The sequence below is a fragment of the Halopenitus sp. POP-27 genome, from assembly GCF_029889855.1.
GTDB classification, from domain to species: domain Archaea; phylum Halobacteriota; class Halobacteria; order Halobacteriales; family Haloferacaceae; genus Halopenitus; species Halopenitus malekzadehii.
In genome coordinates this window covers 1-21,195 of sequence record NZ_JARANU010000008.1, presented here as the reverse complement: position 1 = coordinate 21,195, position 21,195 = coordinate 1, and the positions used below count along the sequence as shown (strand labels likewise).

The 21,195-nt window shown below is 68.9% G+C and carries 16 protein-coding genes; 5 read left to right on the top strand and 11 right to left on the bottom strand.

Annotation, left to right across the window (positions count from 1 at the left end):
* Nucleotides 1-51: 51 nt before the first annotated feature.
* From rqcH to OQF70_RS06395, 10 genes are all read right to left on the bottom strand, one after another.
* The gene (rqcH, locus tag OQF70_RS06440; protein ID WP_280536553.1) at nt 52-2,205 is read right to left on the bottom strand and encodes a ribosome rescue protein RqcH; all 2,154 of its coding nucleotides are present in this window, start codon (nt 2,203-2,205) and stop codon (nt 52-54) included.
* A 97-nt stretch (nt 2,206-2,302) separates the two neighbouring features.
* The gene (locus OQF70_RS06435; RefSeq protein WP_280536552.1) at nt 2,303-2,683 is read right to left on the bottom strand and encodes a CBS domain-containing protein; all 381 of its coding nucleotides are present in this window, start codon (nt 2,681-2,683) and stop codon (nt 2,303-2,305) included.
* 57 nt (nt 2,684-2,740) lie between these two features.
* The gene (locus OQF70_RS06430) at nt 2,741-4,462 is read right to left on the bottom strand and encodes a tRNA uridine(34) 5-carboxymethylaminomethyl modification radical SAM/GNAT enzyme Elp3 (RefSeq protein ID WP_280536551.1); all 1,722 of its coding nucleotides are present in this window, start codon (nt 4,460-4,462) and stop codon (nt 2,741-2,743) included.
* A 76-nt stretch (nt 4,463-4,538) separates the two neighbouring features.
* Entirely contained in the window at nt 4,539-6,764 is a 2,226-nt protein-coding gene (locus OQF70_RS06425; protein WP_280536550.1) for an OB-fold nucleic acid binding domain-containing protein, read from the bottom strand.
* Between the two features lie 106 nt (nt 6,765-6,870).
* Entirely contained in the window at nt 6,871-7,494 is a 624-nt protein-coding gene (locus OQF70_RS06420) for a YIP1 family protein (protein ID WP_280536549.1), read from the bottom strand.
* Between the two features lie 125 nt (nt 7,495-7,619).
* Nucleotides 7,620-7,889: a hypothetical protein gene (locus OQF70_RS06415; RefSeq protein WP_280536548.1), complete on the bottom strand. Its 270-nt coding sequence runs from the start codon at nt 7,887-7,889 to the stop codon at nt 7,620-7,622.
* A gap of 135 nt (nt 7,890-8,024) precedes the next feature.
* Entirely contained in the window at nt 8,025-9,005 is a 981-nt protein-coding gene (gene fen / locus OQF70_RS06410; protein WP_280536547.1) for a flap endonuclease-1, read from the bottom strand.
* Between the two features lie 26 nt (nt 9,006-9,031).
* Complete coding sequence (locus OQF70_RS06405) at nt 9,032-9,709, bottom strand: GNAT family N-acetyltransferase (protein WP_280536545.1); 678 nt, start codon at nt 9,707-9,709, stop codon at nt 9,032-9,034.
* Nucleotides 9,710-9,803: 94 nt separating this feature from the next.
* Nucleotides 9,804-10,961 (bottom strand): MFS transporter, encoded by a 1,158-nt coding sequence (locus tag OQF70_RS06400; protein WP_280536544.1) that lies wholly within the window; start codon nt 10,959-10,961, stop codon nt 9,804-9,806.
* A complete protein-coding gene (locus OQF70_RS06395) occupies nt 10,958-12,721 on the bottom strand; it encodes a fused MFS/spermidine synthase (RefSeq protein ID WP_280536543.1) in 1,764 nt (587 codons plus the stop codon). Before OQF70_RS06395 ends, OQF70_RS06400 begins: the two co-directional genes overlap by 4 nt.
* 195 nt (nt 12,722-12,916) lie before the next feature.
* On the opposite strand from OQF70_RS06395, the gene hisD reads away from it, so the two are divergent.
* Nucleotides 12,917-14,212, top strand: a complete 1,296-nt coding sequence (gene hisD / locus OQF70_RS06390; RefSeq protein ID WP_280536542.1) for a histidinol dehydrogenase — start codon at nt 12,917-12,919, stop codon at nt 14,210-14,212.
* Nucleotides 14,213-14,266: 54 nt separating this feature from the next.
* Here hisD and OQF70_RS06385 read toward each other — a convergent pair whose 3' ends face one another.
* Nucleotides 14,267-15,628, bottom strand: coding sequence for an alkaline phosphatase family protein (locus tag OQF70_RS06385; protein ID WP_280536540.1), 1,362 nt, complete (start codon nt 15,626-15,628; stop codon nt 14,267-14,269).
* A 280-nt stretch (nt 15,629-15,908) separates the two neighbouring features.
* Between OQF70_RS06385 and OQF70_RS06380 the strand changes: the two genes are divergently transcribed.
* The 4 genes from OQF70_RS06380 to glmS all read left to right on the top strand — a co-directional run.
* Nucleotides 15,909-16,880 (top strand): phosphoadenosine phosphosulfate reductase family protein, encoded by a 972-nt coding sequence (locus OQF70_RS06380; protein WP_280536539.1) that lies wholly within the window; start codon nt 15,909-15,911, stop codon nt 16,878-16,880.
* Nucleotides 16,881-16,956: 76 nt separating this feature from the next.
* Nucleotides 16,957-18,225 carry a bifunctional sugar-1-phosphate nucleotidylyltransferase/acetyltransferase gene (gene glmU / locus OQF70_RS06375; protein WP_280536538.1) on the top strand — a complete coding sequence of 423 codons (1,269 nt, stop codon included), beginning with the start codon at nt 16,957-16,959 and terminating at the stop codon, nt 18,223-18,225.
* Between the two features lie 102 nt (nt 18,226-18,327).
* On the top strand, nt 18,328-19,569 hold the full coding sequence (gene glmU, locus OQF70_RS06370; RefSeq protein ID WP_280536537.1) for a bifunctional sugar-1-phosphate nucleotidylyltransferase/acetyltransferase: 1,242 nt from the start codon (nt 18,328-18,330) through the stop codon (nt 19,567-19,569).
* 2 nt (nt 19,570-19,571) lie between these two features.
* Nucleotides 19,572-21,195, top strand: a 1,624-nt coding sequence (gene glmS, locus OQF70_RS06365; RefSeq protein ID WP_280536536.1) for a glutamine--fructose-6-phosphate transaminase (isomerizing), incomplete at its 3' end; no start/stop codon positions are given.

The following is a 21,195-nucleotide window of genomic DNA, read 5'->3' as shown; positions in this document are numbered from 1 at the left end:
GATCCCGCGTTCGGGTCCCGGATTCCGAATCCCGCATTCCGGGTCCGCCGCTCACTCGATGATCTCGGATCCGCCGGGCGGGAGGAACTCCTGGATCAGGTCCGCGCTGGCGACCTTCCGGACGAACGACTGGTCGACAAACCGGTCCTTGAACTCCCGGTAGACCATCATTGCGGCGTCGTTCTGGGCGTACATCCCCGGCTCCAGCTCGATGCTGGTCGCCACGCGGTCGCGGATCGCCGACGGCGGCCCGCCGATCACCTGCGTCACGGGTTCACACTGCACGCCGACCGCGACCCGGGAGGGAACGTCCTCGAAGTAGGTCCGGTCGCCGCGGATCGCGAACCCGCCCTTCTCGAGGTACTCGCCGCTCTCGGGCGTCTTCGAGACCTGGTCCGGCTCGACCATGTACGCGTCGCCGGCGCCACGGCCGTCCTTCCAGTCCGAGGAGTACGAGACCGCAAACTGCGCCGCCTCCTCCAGGCTCGCGTCGGGGAAGTCGACCGGTTCCGAGGACTCTGAGGGGCCGGACGCCTTCAGGAGGGTCACCGGCCCGCCGTGTGCCTGCGTGTGGAAGAAGCGGTCGTGAGTCCCCATATACTTCTTCACGAGTTCCTCGTTCTGGTCGGCGTTGCGCCCGCCGATCACGAGGAAGTCGTCCGAGGTCCGGAACCATCGAAACCGTTCGTACCAGTCGTCGGTCGTTCGGATGGGGATCGACGAACGGGCCAGCCAGTCGATCTCGTGGTCGGCGTCCTCGGCGTCGCTCGCGTCGTCGCCCTCCGAACCGTCCTCCCCCGCCGCGTCGGTCGGATCGCCGTCGGCCGCCTCCCACTCAGTCTTGCGATCGCGAACCGCTTCCAGTTCCTCGCGGGTCGACTTGATGGCCTCCTGTGCGCCGGCCTTCTTCCCCTCGATCCGCTTGGCCTCCTGGTAGAGCCGGTCGGCGTTCACCTCGACGCCCGCCGTCGCATCCAGCTCGATCGTGGCGTCGTCGAGCCGGATCGTCACGGTCCCCTCGCTGCCGTCGACGTTCTCGACCGCCTCCGCGGCCGGAATGTCCCGTTCGGCACCTTCCGCGAGCGTCTCCCCGATCGCGTCCCAGCTCAGCCCCTCCTCGCGGGCGGACTGCACCGTCGAGAGCACCTCGTCCACGAGGTCGTAGTTCGCGTACAGCAACTCCGCGCGCTCGCGCTCCGCCTCGGCCTGCTCCTCGAAGCCCTCGATCGCCGACTCCTGCTGCTCGATGATGCGCTTCTGTTTGGCGATCTCCGCCTCGAAGTCGGGCTTTTCGGGCTCCGCCGCGCCGGTTCCGCCGTCCTCGCCGCCGCCTCCGCCGTCACGATCGAACCGGTAGAAGTAGTCGTCGAGGGCGGCGTTGAAGGAGTCGAAGGACTCGCTCGGCAGGTCCTCCCGCTCGGCGAGCGGGAACGGGGTCACGTCGACGACGCGGCCGTCCTCCTCGTAGACGCGGGGGTCGAACTCGCCGGACCGAAGGCGTTCGTCGATCCGGGCGATCGCGTCGTGGAGGTCGCGGTAGGTCGACTCGTCGGCGTCGTCGATGTCGAGCGTCTTCTCGACGCCCGCCCGCGAACAGACCTCCTCGGCGTAGAGCCCGCCGAGGTTCAGCTGCGTCGCCAGGGTGCGCACCACATCGGTGTCCGACTCGTCCATCCGCCGCGAGAAGGTCTCGAGGGGGATCTCAAGCGGGTTGAGTCGCGAGGACGGGTACTCGTACTGGGCCCCCGGCGCGACGGTTCGGGACTTCAGCCGGACCGTCGAGAGCGCCTGGACGACCTCGCCGGTCTCGTCGAGCACCGCGATGTTCCCCTGCCCGAACAGCTCCGCGACGATCCGGGTGTCCTCGTCGCCGCGCTCGAACTCGAAGGTGAGTATCCGGTCGAACTCGTACTGTTCGACGCCGACGAAGTCGGCCCCCGAGAGCCGGTTCCGCAGCATCTTCGCGAAGTTCGGCGGGCGCCCCGGCGCGTCCGGCACGTGTTCGACGTCGGCGGTGTGTGCCCGCTTGCACTCGTCGACCTCGATCAGCAACTCGACGCGGCCGTGATCGAAGTCGCGGAGCTTCAGCCGGAGGAGGCTCTCGGGATAGAGGTAGGCCTTGTCGACCTTCGCGCCCGTGTATCGCCCGAGCTCGGTGACGAGCGCGCGCAGGTCGATGCTCGACAGTTCACGTTTCGGTTCCATACCGGTCCCACACGCGGCCGCGGAAAAGGCGTGTCGTTCCGGCCCCCGCAACCGGACGTCCGACCGATTGAACCGGTCAACTGGACGGGTGGCGGCCTTAGGCGAGCTGGGTGGTCAGATCCGTCGTGGAGACCATCCCGACGTAGTCGCCGTCATCGTCGATCACCGGCAGATGCTTGATCCCGAAGGTGGTCATCATCGCGGCCGCCTCCGACAGGTCTTCGGCGGTCGTGATCCGCTCGACCGGCGCCGTCATCACGTCGCCAACCGTCGTCTCATCGAGATCCGCCCCCTCAGCGACGGCGGCCACCACGTCCGTGGTTGTGATGATCCCGGCGTCGACGCCGGGGACGAACAGCGCGTTGATGTCCTGATCGCGCATCCGCTCGGCGGCCTCCCGTACGGTCGCGTCCGCGGCGATCGTCTCAAGCGGGGCCGTCATCACGTCGGCGACCAGGGTCTGCGGTGTGGATGCCATACCGGATCACGGACCGCCCCGCGCTTGTGCCTTTCCCTCACGCGATCCGACTCCTGGCTACAGTCGCTTCGAGACGTAGGGGCCGTCCTGATGGTAGCCCAGCTTGGTCCGGTAGTACTGCCGGGCACCGATCCCCGAGATGACCGCGATCTTCGGGAAGCCGGCGTCGCGCGCCAGCTCCTCGGCGTGGTCGATGAGCCGACGCCCGTATCCCTTGTGCTGCCAGTCGCTGCCGCCCGCGCCGGCGTCCTCACCGATCGCCGCCTCGCTGCCGTAGACGTGGAGCTCCCGGACGATCGCCGCGTCCGCCAGCTCGCGCCGGACCGGATCGGCCTCCGTGCCCGGCGTACCGGGCTGGCCGGCCGCGTAGGAGGGGAACCGGAGCCGACAGAATCCCACGAGGAGGTCACGGACCGGATCCTCGAACGCGATGAAGTGCTCGGTCCCGCCGGCGACCTCGTAGGTCGTCGTCGACAACTCGATCGCGTCCGGATCCGGATCGGCGTCGTTCATCCCCACCTCCCGCGACCGGACGTCGCGGATCTCGATGCCCTTCTCGGCGGCACGCTGTTCGGCGAGCTGCCGGAGGTTCGACTTCCAGACGCCCGCATCGATGAAGTCGGCCGGGATGTCCCGCTGGACGCGCTGGAGCCGGGTGTACTCGGGGATCTCGCCCATCATCTCGGCGATCAGGTCCGCGGCCGCCTCGTTGTCGAGGGGCTCGTACTCGTCGTTGTACCAGCTGTCGTACACCCGGGTGCCCCGAACCACGAGCGTCGGGTATATCTTCAGGTAGTCAGGTTGCCAGTCGGGATTCTCGAAGAGCTGCCGGAAGTCCTCGAGACACATCTCCCGGGTCATCCCGGGCTGGCCGGGCATCATGTGGAAGCCGACCTTGAAGCCGGCGTCGCGCAGCCGTCGGTTGGCATCCTTCGAGGCCTGGGTGCCGTGGCCGCGGTGCATCTCGCGGTTGATCCGCTCGTAGGTCGTCTGGACGCCGACCTCGACCTTCGTACCGCCGAGATCGAGCATTCGGTCGATCTGCTCGGGGTCACACCAGTCGGGCTTCGTCTCGAAGGTGGTCCCGATGTTGCGGATCTCGTTCGTCTCGTTCTCGGCGATCACGTCCTCGAGGTACCGGAACTCGTGCTCGTCGGGGTCCTGTGCGAACGACTCGTCCTCGGCCGGCTCGGGATCGGCATCGAGGTCGTAGTCGTTCATCGCCTCGAGGGCGCGCTTGACGAACCACTCCTGGTAGTCGTGTGAGCGGGCCGTCATCGTCCCGCCCATCAGGATGAGCTCGACCTTGTCGACCGGGTGACCGATCGCCCGGAGCTGCTCGAGCCGGAGCGTGACCTGCCCGTAGGGGTCGTACTCGTTCTGCTCGCCGCGCGCGGCGGCCGGCTCGTGGCCCGTATACGACTGCGCGGAGGAGAACTCCGAGGCCGGCCCGCCCGGACAGTAGAGACATTTCCCGTGGGGGCACAGCTCCGGCGAGGTCATGATCGCGACCGGGGAGACGCCGGAGGCGGTCCGCACCGGCTTGCGGCGCACGACCCGTTCGACCTCCTCGCGGGCCTCATCGGGGGCGTGATCGAGGATGTCGGTGTTCTTCGGCACCTTCGGCGAGGAGTGGGTCGAGCAGACGTCGAGTTTGGCTGACTCGAGGTCGTCCCGGTCGATCTCGCCGGCAACGATCCGCTCGGCCAGCTCCTCGCAGGCGGCGACGAACGCCGCGGAGTCGTCGGCGGATCCCTCGCTCGAAGCGTCGGTACTCATTGTGCGTGGATCGACGGGATTCGTGGTTAAGGGTGTCGCTCCGGCGGGTCCGGTGTCTGAACGGGGTCTCCGGGATCTAGACGAGGTCCGCGACCGCGGCGATCACGGCGTCCTCGACGGCGTCGCGCTCGCCCGAGAGGAACTCGATCGTGCCGTCGCGGACGCTCGCCGTCGAGATATCCGCGTCGGGGGCGATATCGGCGGCCGCGGCGGCGATCTCGCGGACCGAGAGGTCGGCGGTCGACCGGAGGTAGAGTTCGTCGGTCCCGATGCCGAGCGTGACCGACACCTCGTCGGACTCGTGCGTCCGCCGGTGAAGCGTCTCGATCAGCAGCGCGGTCGGCGGGAAGTCGTAGCGGTGGGTGTAGGCGTCGGTGTCGAGGACGGTGACCCGGACGCCGTCGACGTCCTCGGTGTGGAGGTTCTCCCGCGCGGTGGCCAGTTCGGTCTCGAGCTTCTCGCGGAACTGCTCGGAAACGTGGACTGCCAGGTCGCCGGCGTCGTCGAACAGCAGATCCTCGACGAGTTCGCGTTTGTCCTCGTAGGACTGGTAGTACGCCTCGAGGGCGATCGCCTCCCGAAGCTCGGCGACGCGGTCGGCGTCGTAGCCGGCATCGGCGGCGAGGTCGGCGTACGCCGCCGGCGTCCCGCCCCAGTAGCTCACGGCCGGGAGGTGACGGAGGTCGTCGTGGACGTCGTCGTTGACGGTCGCGGCCAGCGAGGCCGAAAGCGCCCCGGTCGAGAGGTCGAGGTCACCGTCGACGTCGGCGAGCTCCGGCGAGACGAGCGTATCGACCGACTCGCGGGTTTCGAGGTCCGCGACCGCGGCGTCGATCACCACGGATGCGGCGTCGTAGACGTCGAGTAGCCCGATCCCGTCGGCCGACTCGACGGTCGATCCGGTGCCGACGAGCACGAACAGGGGGAGCTTCTCGTCGTGCCGGTCGCGATCCTGCAGCATTCGGGTGACGTCCGTGGTCGCGTCGTCCATCTCGTAGACGGACCCTTCGAGCGGACGCCGGGTGAAGTAGTGGTAGACGGCGTCGCGTTTCGCGTGTTCCTCCCGGATGAGCGGCAGGGCCGCACGCTCGATCGCCGCGCCGGCGACGTAGCCGTCGGCCGTGGCGGGGTGGCGAACCACGATCGGTCGGGACTCGAGGACGGCCCGGCGGATCGCCTCCGCCGCGTCGAGGACGTCCTCGGAAAGCGCCGTGACGGCCTCGTCCGCGACCAGCGCGTCGAGCTCGTCCGGACGGGCCCGGTCGGAGAGGGCCTCGGCAAGCCGTCGCTCGACCGCTTCCGCGTCCGCGCCCTCAAGGACCGCCAGTCCCTCGGTCTCGAGTTGGATCTCCTCGCGCCGTCGCTCGACCTCGCCGTCGATCCGCACGACATCTCCGAGTTCGACGCCCGGATACGCACGGACGCCGGCCTCGACGAAGGCGGCGACGTCGACGACGCCGGTCTCGTCGCGGACCTCGAAGACCGTCGGTCCGCCGGTCTGACGAACGCTCACGACCTCGCCCTCGATCCGAACCGATTCCGACACGCGATCACCGAGCGTCTCGACCTGCACACGATCGTAGTCGGCAGTGGGTGCGGGTTCGTCGTCGGTTTGATCGCCGTCAGCCGTCGCCTCCTCGCCGGTCGTTGCTTCCGTTTCGACCGTCTCGTCGGTATCGGCCGCGTCCATCCCCGCAGTCACCGCATCCGTGGTCGAGCCCTCAGCGACGTCGGTCTCGTCCGTTTCCGAGTTCCCGGCGTCGGGTTCCGCCGTGGCGGCCGCGACGTCACCGCCGCGCCCGTTTCCCTCGTCCACCGCATCGGCGTCCGCGTGGGCTTCGTCGGCGTCGTCTGCTTCGTCTGCTTCGTCGGCGTCGTCTGCTTCGTCTGCTTCGTCGGCGTCGTCCTCGTCCGAATCGTCGTCATCGGGAAGCCGCGAGGTCCCGTCCTCCTGGACCAGCGTGCCGCGGAACTCCCGAATCGACTGGCGGATCGACCATCCCAAGTCGACGTTGCCGTTGTCGCGGACGTTCTTCACCTGGACGAAGACGGTGTCGCCGGGCTCCCACGCGAGGGATTCGAGCCGCTGGTCGAGCTCGGAGCGGTGCAACAGCCCGGTGACGCCGGGCGCGAGGTCGACGAAGACGCCGAAGTCGGCGTAGCCGTCGACGGTGCCGCGGTAGAATCGATTCGAAACGAGTTCGTTCGGGGCGTTCCCGCGAAAGTCGAACACGACGTCCTCCTCGTGGGAGTCGCAGATGCGACCGTCCACGGAGGCGCCGCAGATGATACAGGATCCCATTTGATGTGATAAAAATCCTCCCGCCTAAAACGGTTGTCGAAAGCCATCCGGCGTGGGATCCGCCATCAATCGCCCGGGAGGACGGACGAGCCGCCCGAATCGGCAGCTACCACCCTGCCAGTGCTCGGAACGCGAAAAGCGATCGATAGCCGAACCCAAACCCGATGACCGCCGGTGGCAGGCTCGCGATCACGGTACGGGGCCAGGAGAGGCCGTGAATCCTCCGAAACCCGATCACGAGCAACCCTGTGGCGTAGATCGTACACGCGACCCTGAGCGCCGGGAGCGGCGGGCCGGCGAGTGCGAACGGCGCCGACGCGTACGCGACGACCTGAACGGTCTCGCTCACGCCACCCCGGTCAGCCGTCCCGATCGATCCTGTCGCCGTCCGTCGCAGGCTCGCGACGATGGCGGCGATCACCCCCGCGACCGCCGTCAGGTGGAGCCCGACCGGCGCGGCCAACACCCCGACGAGGACGAGCGTCACCGCGGCGGAGGCCGCGGCTGAGCCGACGATCCCCGGAATGGCGGTCGGATCGACGAGGAACCAGCCCGCCGTGAACGCCACCGCGACGGCCATCGCGAACGTCAACCCGGGCGCTTGGTCGCCGGGACTCACCCCGTTCCGGAAGAACCGCCCCGGTCGGAGAAGGACTTCGGCCCACGCCCGCACCAGCCCGCGCGGGCCGCGAGCGCGCCCGCCGGTCGGGTTCTCGATCCACGTGGTCACGGCTCCCCGTTGGACCGGTGTGCGTAGAACGGTTGCGATCGACCGCCGCAGTCGCGGATCGGTATTTAAATTCGCCCAGTGAGCGTGGAACTGGGCCGACGCTCGGTGACTATACCGGGCTGGCGTTAGCTCTCAGCACCATCCACAGAGCCGGCTCCGGCGGCGTCGGCGCTCCCGTTGCCGGCACCGGCGCCGCCCTCGCCGCCGGGCGTCAGCTCGGAGATGGTCTCGCCGATCCCGCCCTCACCGCCGCCGAACGACCGGATGGCGTCGTGGATCTCGCCCACGAAGTCGGGCACCGCGCCCGGCAGGTCGGCCGGCGGTCCGGCGAGCGCGATCGTCTCCGCCAGGTCGATACTCCAGGTCGCCAACAGCGATGGGTCGGTTTCGAACATTGCATCTCGGCGTAACGGCCGGGGGGTAATGAGGGGTGGCAGTCGTGAACCCGTTTTTAGCCGGATTACGGCGATTCAACGGTTATACCGGGAGATTTAATTCTATTTAATCGTCGGTGACGTCACGGACTGCGCTCACGTCCATCGGTCGAGACCGGTCTGGGCGATCGACTCCTCGATGCGTTCGAACCCGCGCTCCACCTCGGCCGGATCGACTTCCCACTCCTCGGTCACGTACCGGCGTGCCGCCTCGATATCGGGATCGAGAGTCGTGTCGATCGCGTAGTCCTCGTGGACCGGCGGGTCGAGAAAGAGGGACCGGATCGCCACCGCGTCGGGAATGCTTTCCCCGCGCGCCTCGAGGACGCCCCAGAGGTCGCCGTGCTCCTCGATCTCCGAGACCGCCGTCTTGGGACCGATGCCCGCGATCCCCTCGTTGAAGTCGGTGCCACAGAGCATCGCGACGTCGACGAGTCCCTCGCGCGTCAGCCCCAGCTCCGCGAGGGTCGCCTCCAGATCCATCAGCTCCGGATCCCCCTTGCTGGTGAGCTGCCGGAGCGTCGCGGGGGCGCCGAACAGCAGCGTGTCGTAGTCCTCGCTGCCCGCGTAGTCGACGTCGCCGACCGCGTTCATGTGGGCACACTGCGCCTCGCCCTCCGCGGGCGCCTCGACGACGGGCACGTCGAGGCGGTCGAGCAGCCCCCGCGTCGTCTCCTGAATGACGTCGGTCAACCGCTGGGTGCGCGCCTCCAGCCGCGCGGCCTCGACGGCGTCACCGCGCTCTTCGGCCTCGGCGAGGCGCTCCTCGGCCGCCTCCCGCTTCTCGCGCCGGTCGGCGATCTCCCGACTTTTGAAGTCGGTCACCTCGCCGTCGAAGACGAAGACGGGGACGAGGTCGTGTTCGAAGAACTTCGGGAGCCCCTGGACGATCCCGACGAGGTTCGCGACCTCGGTCCCGCCGGCGGTGGTGTAGATATCGTCCCGCGTCCACTTGACCGTCGTCGTCAGGTACCGATACAGCCAGTTGTGCGCGTCCACCGCGACGACGCTCCCCTCGATGTCCGCGAACGTCACGTCGCGGATCGACGCCAGCGAACGCAGGTCGGCGTTTCCCATCGTTCGGAGTTCGTCGGCGCGATACCTTAAAAAGCCCCCTCGACGAGCGGCGGCGGTCCCTCGCCGTCGACTCGTTCATCGAGGAACGAGGCCTCCGGCTCGCCACGGTCGCGGTCGCGATAGACGTCGAGCCCCGCCCGATACGTTTCGCGATCGCGATCGGCCGGCGCGTCGATCGGTCGCTCGAGGACGAGTTCGGCAACTCCGGTTTCCCGGCCGGTGAACGCGAAGCCGACCTTATAAAGAGCCTCGTAGGCAAACGGGTTGTTCACCCCGATCCGGATCCGATCGATCGTGTCGGTCCGTCCGTCGCCCGTTCCGCCGTCGGTCGACTCACGATCGCGAACGCACCGCACCAGATCGGCGACGAGACGCGGGCCAAGTCCCTCGCCCCGCCGCGCCGTGTGCACCGACACGTACCGTATCCACAGGGTGCTCGGGTCCGTCCGGTCCCGGTTGAACGCGACCGCGGCGACGACGTCGTCCGCAAGGGTCGCGGTGTCGCCGTCCGCATCCGGCCGGGGGGCGGGGTCGGGCTGTGACGGATCCGGCTCCCAGCCCGGGGCCACCGCATCCGGCCGATCCTCCCGGAGGACGGCGACGCCGGTCCCCGAGGTCGCAAACTTCCCGGCGTAGCTGAACGCCCGGTAGTCAAGCCGGAGCGTCGGGTCCGCGTCGGGCCAGCCCAGCAGTTCGAACTCCATCCTGTGTGTGCTTCGCGCGGGACGCCCTTGAGCGTGATCGTCACGGATGAGTGTACCTGACACACCCCGTCCTCGAGTCGTCGATCGGACGGACTCAGGACGGAAGCCGGCCGGCCCGTTCGAGGCCGGCGAGCACGACCAGCGTCGCCAGAAGGCCGATCGCGGCGGCGCCGAAGACGGCGTCGTAGGTGTAGCCGCGCTCTATCAGGCTCCCGAGCACCGCCGAGCCGACCGACTGCGACAGCATCCAGATCGAGCTGAACACCGCGTAGGCGCTCCCCCGGGCCGAATCCGGGAGCGCGGTCAGGATGTAGGCGTCGGTCGCCGGGAACAGCGAGTGGATGACGAACCCCATCACGGCGGAGATCGCGGCGAGCCCGATGACGCCGTCGACGGCGGGCAGCGCCAGGAGACAGCCGGCGAAGGACGCGCCGATGCCCAACAACACCGGGACCGACGGCAGCCGGTCGACGACCTCGCCGGCGACGACGAAGGCCGGAACGCCGGCCGCGAAGACGATCGTCAACATCGTCGAGGCGGCGGCCGGCGACAGCCCCCGGGAGCGCATATATAACTCGTAGAAGTTGAACACGCCCTGCCAGATGAAGACGGCCACGCCGGCAAGCCCCAGGGCGGCGAGGATGATCCGCCACTCCGAGCGCGCCCCCGCGATCAGCGATCGGTCCGCCGCGCCGGCGGTCGGCATCTCGGTTGCGTGAGCCTGGATCGCGGTATAGACCGTTATCACCGCGGCGCCAACGGCGATCGTCCAGATCGCGTACCGCCAGTCGAGGCTCATCCAGACGGCGACGAGGGGAGCCGCCGCGACGGCAGCCATCTGGGTCGCCCCGCCGTGGATCCCCATCACGCGACCGACCCGACTCGGGAACAGCTCGCTCAACAGCGGGTTCGCCGCGACGAAATACACGCCGGAGGCGGTCCCCATCACGAACGCACCGACCATCAGCTGCTCGACGGTGACCGCCGCCCCGGTGCCTGCCGCGGACACCGCGAGCAGGCCCCCCGAGATGAGCACGAGATAGTGTCGCGGGACGCGGGTGAGCAGCCAGCCGGCAGGGAGCCGGAGGGACGCGCTGCCGAGCCACGTGAGCGTCACGATGAGGCCCGCCGTCGCCTCGCCGATCCCGAACTCGACGATGAAGACGTTCAACAGCGGGGCGAAGACGACTCTCGCCAGGTTGAGGAAGAAGACGAGCCCGCACAACGACAGCAGCAGACGACGACGGCTCACGTCGACGGTTCGACCGTGAGCGAGTCAAACGTTCCGGATCGCGCGCGGAGGAGAGGCGGATTTCGAAGGAGGGGCGGATCGAGGCGCTCGACGGCGGCGTCGTTTTCGTCGCCGCCGTCGTTCGATCCACCCGCACCGTCAGTTTCACCGTCTTCACCGCCCGTTCCGTCCGAGCCCGCCGAGGCGTTCTCGACCGATCCCGCCTCGTCGATCACGTACCGCTGGCCGACCATCGGATCGAGCAGGCTGTCCACGGGCGCGTAGTCGTCCCGAAGGACCGGCGCGTCGCCGACGTCCTCCTCGGTGCGATAGTCACCGATCTCCGAGGACAGATCGATCCCGATGTCGCGGCGCTCGTTGCGTTCCCGGAGGGTTTCCTCGGTCACGACCGTGGAGTTCTTCGTCGCGACCATCTCGATGTTCTGGATGACGCCGCCGCCGGCGGTCGGGAACGAGTAGACGTTGGGATAGACCGCGTTCATCGTGGCGTATTCCGCGCGGTAAAAGCGCGAAGCCGGGCCGCTCGGCGCGGAGATGACGTTCGCGAAGACCATCCCGTCCTCGCTGAGGCGGTCGTTGGACAGCTCCATGAACTCCTTCGTGGTGAGCTGGAAGGGGACCTTGTCCTTCTTGTAGGCGTCCAGAACGATCAGGTCGTAGGTCTCGTTCGTGTTGCGGAGGTATCGTCGACCGTCGTCGTTGTGGATCCGCAGTTGCTCCGACTCCTCGACGTCGAAGTAGCGCTTCGCGACGTCGATCACCTCGGGGTCGATCTCGACGACGTCAACGGTTGCGTCGTACTCCTCGACGAACCGCTTCGGGCCGGTGAACCCGCCCCCGCCGATGAACAGGACGCGATCGATGTCGTCGGGATCGTCGGCGAAGAGGGACGGCAGGTGGAAGTACCGCGTGTAGGAGAAGACGTGCTGATCGGGGTTCGACAGGTCCATCGCGCTGTGGCGCTGCCCGTCGAGGTAGAGCGTTCGCGTGTCGCCGCTGTCGATCACCTCGAGCTGCTGGTAGGGCGTCTGGGTCTGGTAGACGACCTGTCCCTCCGGGGCGACCCCGGCCGCACCGCTCGAGAACGCCGCCACGAGGACGACGAGGACGCCGACGACCGCGAGGATCGAGTCGCGGGAGGGAGACGGAAACAGGAGGAACGCGGCGGTGGCGACGAGCAGCAGCCCGAAGACGAGCCCGATCGCGTCGACGCCGAGGCTCGGGATCAGGAAGTAGGTCGTCCCGAACGCGCCGACGATGCTGCCGATCGTCCCGACCGCGTAGACGTGGCCCGAGGCCCGACCGAGTCCCTCCTTCCGGGAGAGCTCCGCCCCGTAGGGACTGATGAACCCGAGCAGGTACGTCGGCGGGCCGAACAGCAGGACGACCGCCGGCAGGGACGCGACCCGGCTCGGCAGGGGGAACGCCACCGTCGACCGCAACAGCAGGTCGCCGGCGAACACGAGCAGCGCGACCCAGACCGCCGTCCCCAACAGGAGCCTGGCCAGCCGTCGCTCGGTCGCCTCCTCGGTCGCGAGCTTCCCCCCGCGGTGGTAGCCGGCGCTCAACGCGGCGAGGAAGACGCCGATGATCGTCCCCCACGTGTAGATGCTGCTCCCGAACTGCGGTGCGACGATCCGGCCCGCGAGGATCTCCAAGCCCATGCTCGCGACGCCCGAGACGAACACCGCCGCCTCGGGTTTGCTCACACGACCGTCGAGAATCGCCGCCGGGGTCGACGTCGGGGAGGGATCGGCCATTACCGTCGTTCCGTCACGGATCGTGTTAAGGGTTGGCGCCGAGCGTTCAGCTTCGGAAGCGACCACGAGCGCCGATCACGGGTGCTGACCTCGACATCCGGAACGCCTTTTTCGGCGCATCGCCCAGTTCGGGGTATGACTGCACGCACGGAGCGATACCGATGACTGGGAGAAACCGATGATCGGGCGGAACCGATGACCGAGGAGTCACCCCTCGACGTCCGGTCGATCGCCGACCTCTCGCCCGACCACCGGCGCGCGTTCTTCGAGCGCGACGCCGGGATCGGTGCGGTCCGCGACGACGTCCGCGACATCGTCGACCGCGTCCGGACCGAGGGCGACGTCGCCATCCGGGAGTTCGCCGAGGCGTTCGACGACGTCTCGGTCGGCAACATCGACGTCACCGACGCGGCCGAACGGGCACACGTCGAGCTGGATGACGCCGACGATCCCCGCCTCGACGCGATCCGCGAGGCGGCCGCGAACGTCCGGACCTTCCACGAGCAGCAGGTCCCGGAGGATCACCGTGAGACCGTCGACGGGCGCGAGCTCGGCCGCCGGTTCCGTCCGATCGAGCGCGCGGGCGTGTACGTCCCTGGCGGCACCGCCGCGTACCCCTCGAGCGCGATCATGGGCGTCATCCCCGCAACGGTGGCCGGCGTCGACCACGTCGCGGTGGCGACCCCGCCGGCGGACGAGATCAATCCGGTCACGCTCGCGGCCATCCACGAGGCCGGCGCCGACGCGGTCTATCAGGTCGGTGGCGCGCAGGCGATCGCCGCGCTCGCGTACGGCACCGAGACCGTAACGGGCGTCCAGACGGTAGTCGGCCCCGGCAACCGCTGGGTGACGGCCGCGAAGGCCGAGGTGCGCGGCGACGTCGAGATCGACTTCCTGGCCGGGCCGAGCGAGATCCTCGTGCTCGCGGACGCGACTGCGGACCCCGAATTCGTCGCCGCAGATCTGCTCGCGCAGGCGGAACACGACCCGAACGCCTCCGTCGTCGCGGTGACGGACGACGAGGCGACCGCCGAGGCGATCGTCTCCGCGGTCGCGGACGGGATCGAGGGTCGCGACCGTGAGGAGACGATCCGTGAGGCCCTCGCGGCCGACGCGTCGGGCGTCCTTCTCGCCCGGTCGATGTCCGAGGCGGTGCTGTTCGCCGAGGAGTACGCCGCCGAGCACCTGTCGATCCAGGCCGACGACGACGAGGCGTTGCTCGACCGGATCACGAACGTCGGCTCCGCCTTCCTCGGCCCCTACTCGCCGGTCGCCGCCGGCGATTACGCTGCCGGCCCGAACCACGTGCTCCCGACGAACGGCGGCGCGAAACGCTATGGAGGGCTCTCGACGGAGACGTTCCTCCGATCGTCGACCGTCCAGCGGCTCGACCGCGAGGCGCTCGGCGATCTCTCCGACACGATCACGACGCTCGCGGAGGCGGAGGGGCTGGAGGCCCACGCCGAGAGCGTCAACAAACGGTTCGAGTAGGCTGAGCCCGTCCGGTCGTCAATCGGCCCGTCAATCGGCCCGCCTGCTCGTCAGTCAGTCCGCACGCAGCGACTCACCGTCGAAGGCGGACCGGTCCGCGTCGACGTCGAGCTGGTCGAGGATCGTCGGGGCGACGTCGAAGAGGTTGACGTCGTCACCGATCGTCACGTCCGCGTCGGTCGTGAACAGGCTGGCGTTGCCGAACTTGTGCATCCCGTTTCGGGGTCCCGTGCTGAAAACGTCCTTCTCGGATCCGAAGCCGGCCTTGAGGTCGAACCCGTCGGCGGGGATGATCACGAGGTCCGGCGCGATGTCGGCGTAATCGCCGTCGAAGGCGTCCTCTCCCGTCACGATCCGGTCGCAGACGGCTCGGCCGTCGGGACCCTCGAGGGACTCGAGGTCGGCGATCAGCTCGTCGCGGACCGTCTCGTAGTCCCCCTCGGGGATGCCCCCGCGGGGTTCACGGCCCTCCAGGTTGAGGAACAGCCGGCCGGGGATGAGCGAGTAGGCTCGGGCGTCGTCGGCGATGTCGGCGAGCTCGTCGGGCTCGTCGCCGGCGTCGGCGTCGTAGGAGAGCCACCCCTGCTCCTCGAGCCAGCGGTTGAGGTTCACCTCGTACTCCTCACGGGTGAACCCGTGGTCGGAGGCAACGACGAGTTCGGTGTCGTCGTCGAGTTTCTCGCGGATCGCGCCGATCACGGCGTCGAGCTCGCGGTAGAACTCCAGGAATTCCGCGGCGTACTCGCCGTCGGTCGCGTAGTCGCCGAACAGGAAGTGGTTGACCCGGTCGGGAGTCATGAAGACCCCGAAGAAGAGGTCCCAGTCGTCCTCGTCGACGTAGTGTTCGAAGACCTTCCGGCGGGCCGCCAGGGTGTCGTGGGCGTTCTCGATGAATGCGGTCTTGTCGTCGTCGTGGCCGAGCTTCGCGTCGGCGTCGATGGCGTAGTCGTACCGCTCGAGCGTCCGACGGACGTCGTCATTGCTTGCGGCCTTCTCGATCGACGGCGAGAGGAACCCCGAGACCTGCCGCTGGATCCGGTTCGAAGGTGGGAACGTCACGGGTACGTTCAGGACGGTGGCGTCGCGGCCATCCTCGGTCACGAGATCCCACAGTCGGGTCGCCTCGACGTGGCTCCCCATCGGGACGTAGGTGTCGTAGGAGCCGCGTTCGCGGTCCTGGAACCCGTAGACCCCGGTCTTTCCGGGGTTCTGTCCGGTCGTGAGGCTCGGCCAGCAGGCGCTCGACTCCGGCGGCACGATGCTCTCGATCCGCCCCGAGGTGCCTTCCTCGGCGACCGCGTGGAGGTTCTCGAAGACGTCCGGGTGGTCCGTGATCAGTTCGTAGGGGACCCCGTCGATCCCGAGGAAGACGACGCGATCGTCGGAGCCGCCGCGCAGCTTGTCGAACAGGCCCATATCGGCCAACGGGACCGCATCGGGGTTAGCCCTTCGGATACGCGACGAATACTGCCGGACGGTCGGACACGCCCGAGCGCGCGGCTTCGGGTGCGTCGTGCAGCCACGACACGTTTCAGCCGGATTCCCTCCCGATCGGCGTTCGATCGGGTCGACGGGAACCGTCCATACCGGCGACCGAGGAACCGGCAGTCACGCGGTTTCCCATATAGAATCTGTGGTATCGGAGCCGCGAAACCAGGTAGAAAGCCTGATACGTCCCCGCTGGTACCGTTCCGGTATGTCGTCGGAGTTTCCGGAGTACGTCGACGTCAAGTACGATGACGGCGAGGGGGAGTCGCCCGATGACTACCCGTCCCTGCAACACAAGATCGAGAAGGCGATCGAGGTGACCAAACGGGGGCTCGAGCAGTACGAGAACCCGGCCGTGATGTGGACCGGCGGGAAGGACTCCACGCTCACGCTCTACTTCATCAACGAGGTCGCCGAGGAGTACGGCTACGACAAGCCGACGGCGGTCTTCATCGACCACTACCAGCATTTTGACGAGATCACCGACTTCGTCGAGCACTGGGCCGACGAATGGGACATCGACGTCGTCTACGCGCGCAACGAGGACGTCGGCGAGTACGTCGACGCCAACGACCTCGAGCCCGGCGACGACATCCCGATCGACGCCCTCGGCGAGCAGAACCAGCACCACGTTCGGGACATCCTCGAGTACGAGGAGGACGAGTTCCCGTTCCTGCTCGACACCTACGTCGGCAACCACCTCCTCAAGACGGTCGCGCTGAACAACGCCCTCGAGGATCACGGCATCGACGGCGTCATCTCCGGCGTCCGTTGGGACGAACAGGAAGCCCGCGCCGACGAGACGTTCTTCTCGCCGCGCCACGACCCGGACATCTACCCGCCCCACGACCGGATCCAACCCATCCTGCAGTTCGCCGAGCGCGACGTCTGGGACGCCTTCTGGTACTACGTCGTTCCGGACTCCGTCGAGGGCTACCCCGAGGACGGCTACGTCCCCGACTCCGCCGCCGACCTCCCCGACGGGATCGAGCAGGCGGACGTGCCGATCTCGCCGAAGTACTTCGCCGGCTTCCGCTCGCTCGGCAGCGAAGTCTCCACCGAGAAGACCACCGGCGAGCCGGCCTGGCTGCAGGACCTCGAGAACACGACCGAGCGCGCGGGCCGCGCCCAGGACAAGGAGGACCTGATGGAGCGCCTGCGCGACCTCGGCTATATGTAGGTCGTTCGCACGCATCGCACACCGGTCGCGGCTCCCACCGCAGAAGATAAACCCCGTCCCGTTCTCCGAGTCACGTATGTACGGCGTCGTGCTCGCGGCCGGCCGTGGAACCAGAATGCGACCGTTGACCGACCGGCGTCCCAAGCCCCTGTTGCCCGTGGATGATCGCTCGTTGCTCGAGGGCGTGCTCGACGCCTGTCTCCCCGTCGTCGACGAGTTCGTGATCGTGACCGGCTACCGGGGCGACGCGATCGAGGAGGCGATCGGCGACCGCTACGCTGGCGCGCCGGTCGAATACGTCGAACAGGCCGACCCGGCGGGCACCGCGCACGCGGTCCTGCAGGCGAAGGGGATCGTCGACGACGACTTCCTCGTCGTGAACGGCGACGTGGTGATCGATGAGTCGCTCCCCCGATCGCTTGCCGAAGCGGACGGCACCGCGATCGCGGTCACCGAGGTCGAGGATCCGCGCTCGTACGGCGTGGTCTCCCTGGCGACCGACGACGCTGCCGCCGACGGCGGGACGATCGACGGCGGGACGACCGACGGCGGAGTGTCCGGGACGACCGAGCACCCGACCCTCGAGACGATCGTCGAGAAGCCGGCCGACCCGCCGACGAACCTGGCGAACGTCGGCTGTTACGCCTTCGAGGCGGACGCCTTCGACGCGCTCGAGGCGACGGGCGAAAGCGAACGCGGCGAGTACGAACTGACCGAGACCCTGGAGATCCTGCTCGCCGACGGGACCGAGATCGCGGTCGTCGAGTACGACGGACGGTGGCTCGACGTCGGACGTCCGTGGGAGCTGCTCGAGGCGACCGAGGCGGTCCTCGATGACCTCGAGGGACGCGTCGACGGTGAGGTGGCGGCCGATGCAACCCTCGAGGGCGAGGTCGTCGTGGAGTCCGGCGCCCGCGTTCGCTCGGGTGTGACGATCGAGGGGCCGGCGATCGTTCGATCCGGTGCGGAGGTGGGCCCGAATGCGTACGTGCGCGGATCGACCGTGATCGGCCCCGATGCCCGGATCGGCCACGCGGTCGAGGTGAAGAACTCGGTCGTGATGGCCGAGACGGCGATCGGCCACCTCTCGTACGTCGGCGACTCCGTGATCGACCGGCAGGTGAACTTCGGGGCCGGCACGGTCGTCGCGAACCTGCGCCACGACGACGAGCCCGTTCGGATGACGGTCAAGGGCGAGCGCGTCGACACGGGGCGCCGGAAGCTCGGCGTGGTGCTCGGCGAGGGAGTCAAAACCGGGATCGATACGAACCTGAACGCCGGCGTCGTGTTCGGCGTCGAGGAGACGACCGCGCCCGGCGAGACGGTGACGCGGGACCGTCGCTGACGTCGGCGAGGAAGGTGGCACGCCGGCCGGGATCACGGGGCGGGATCCAGCGACGGTCGCCGAGTGGTGAGGATTTATGCCGGACGGTCGTCTCCTTCCGGTATGACCGACGACCCCGTGACCGCCGTGGTGTTGGCGGCCGGCGAGGGGCGGCGCCTGGAGCCGCTCACGAACCGGCGGCCCAAGCCGATGCTGCCCGTGGCCAACCGGCCGATCCTCGAGTACGTCATCGAGGCGATCAGCGACGCCGGCATCGACCGGATCGTCCTCGTGGTCGGATATCGCCAGGAGCGGATCCGGAACCACGTCGGCGACGGCGACGACTGGGACGTTGACGTCGAGTACGTCGAACAGGCCAACCAGCTGGGGACGGGCCACGCGCTCCTCCAGGCGGAACCCGCCGTCGACGACCGGTTCGTCGTGTTGAACGGCGACCGGCTCGTCGACGCCGACCTCGTCGGCCGCGTCCGGGAGGAGACTCGGGACGGGAAGGCGCCCGTGATGACGGTGACCGACGTCGACCACCCCGGCGACTACGGCGTGGTGGCCCTCGACGACCGGGACCGGGTCACCGGGATCGACGAGAAGCCCGAGGGGCCGGTCCACACGAGCCGAATCAACGCCGGCGTTTATGGGTTCACGGCGGACGTCTTCGACGCGATCCGGGGGACCTCGCCCGCGGGCGAGCTCGCGCTCACCGACACGCTCGACCGGATCGCGGGGGAGGACCCGATCACGGCGATCGGCTACCGCGGACGGTGGCTCGACGTCTCGTACCTCTGGGATCTCCTCCGGGTCAACGCCTCCCTCGTCGGTGCCGAGTCCGGCGCCGATACCGGTTCCGAATCCGGCGTGCAGTCCGGCACCGCGTTCGACGCCGAGTCCGACGTGCAGTCCGTATCCGAGCCCGACGCCGAGTCCGCCCCCGGAGTCGCCGACGACGTGGTCGTCGGTACGGACGTCCGCCTGGGCAAGAACGCGGTCGTCGGCGGCGGGAGCGCCCTCGGCGAGAACGCGACGATCGGCGCGAACGCGGTCGTCGAGGGGTCGGTCGTGTTTCCGGACGCGGTCATCGAGCCCGGCGCGGTGGTGCGTGACGCGGTCGTGGCCGGGAACGCCCGCGTGGGCGCGAACGCGACGATCGCCGGCGGCCGCGCGACGGTCATCGTCGACGACGAGGTCCACGCGGACGTCACGCTCGGCGGCGTCGTCGGCGACAACGCGACCGTCGGCGGCGGCGCGACGCTCGTTCCCGGCACGGTCCTCGGGGATGCCTCGCGGGTCGATCCGGGTGCGGTCGTGAGCGGGACGATCGAGCCCGACGCGGTCGTTCGGAGGGGATAACGATGTGTGGGATCATCGGCTACGTCGGCGCCGAGGCGGCCGGCCCGATCGTCTACGACGGGCTCGAGAATCTGGAGTATCGCGGCTACGACTCCGCCGGGATCGCATTGGTGACCGATGGGGACCTCACGGTGCGGAAACGCTCGGGTGAGGTCTCGAATCTGACCGTCCCCGACGCGCCCGAGGCCACCTGCGGGATCGGGCACACCCGCTGGAGCACCCACGGCCCGCCGACCGACGCGAACGCGCATCCCCACACCGACTGCACCGGGTCGATCGCGGTCGTCCACAACGGCATCATCGAGAACTACGAGGAGCTCCGCGCGGAGCTCGACGCCCACGAGTTCACGAGCGACACCGACACCGAGGTCGTTCCACACCTCCTCGAGGCGGCGCGTGCGGACGACGACGTCCGGGACCTTCGCGCCGCAGTCGAGCGCGTGATCGACAGGCTCGAGGGGAGCTACGCGGTCTGTGTCGTCGACCGGGATGCCGACCGGATCGTCGCCGCCAGGGACGGCAGCCCGCTCGTGCTCGGCCACGGCGAGGACGCGGCCTTCGTCGCCAGCGACGTGACGGCGTTCCTCGACCGCACCCGCGAGGTGACCTACCTCGAGGACGGAGACGTGGCGGATCTGTCGGCCGACGGCGACGTCGAGGTGTTCGCGGCCGGCGACGCCGCAGGGTCAGAGCCGGTCGACCGTGGCGTCGAAACGGTCGAGTGGGAGGCCGACGCGGCCGAGAAGGCCGGCTACGAGCACTACATGCGCAAGGAGATCCACGAGCAGCCGTCGGCGCTCCGGCAGACGATCTCGGGGCGGATCGACCTCGACCGGGGACGCGTCGACCTCGACGTCTCGTTCCCGCCGGGCTTTCTCGCCGACGTCGAGGAGATCCAGATCGTCGCCTGCGGCACGTCGAACTACGCGGGACGGTACGCGGCGCGGCTCTTCGAGGATCTCGCCGGGGTGCGCGCGACCGTCGAGACCGCGAGCGAGTACGCCTTCGGCGCCGGACGGACTCCCGACCGAACGCTCGTCGTCGCGGTCACCCAGAGCGGGGAGACCGCGGACACGCTCGGCGCGGTCCGGCGCGCGAACGCCGCCGGCGCGCGAACGGTCGCGGTGACGAACACCCTCGGGAGCACCGTCACCCGCGAGGTCGACGACACCGCGTTCATCCGCGCGGGCCCGGAGATCGGCGTCGCGGCGACGAAGACGTTCGCCTCCCAGGTGGCGACGCTGTCGATGCTCGCGGTCGCCATCGGGCGGGAGCGGGGCGCCCTCGCCGCGGCCGACGCGCGGTCCGTCCTCGAGGACCTCCGCGGGCTTCCCGGCGCGGTCCAGCAGGTGCTCGACACCGAGGACCGGGTGCGCGAGGCCGCCCGCGAGTACGGCGACGGCGAGGCGTTCTTCTTCGTCGGCCGTGAGCTCGGGGTTCCCGTCGCCCTCGAGGGCGCCTTGAAGCTCAAGGAGATCTCCTACGACCACGCCGAGGGCTTCGCCGCCGGCGAGCTCAAACACGGCCCGCTCGCGCTCGTGACCGCGGAGACGCCCGTCCTCGCCGTGTTGACCGCCTGTCTCTTGTGCGCGTCTCCGCGCCCGCGGGGCAGGCTGCGGGGGCGGA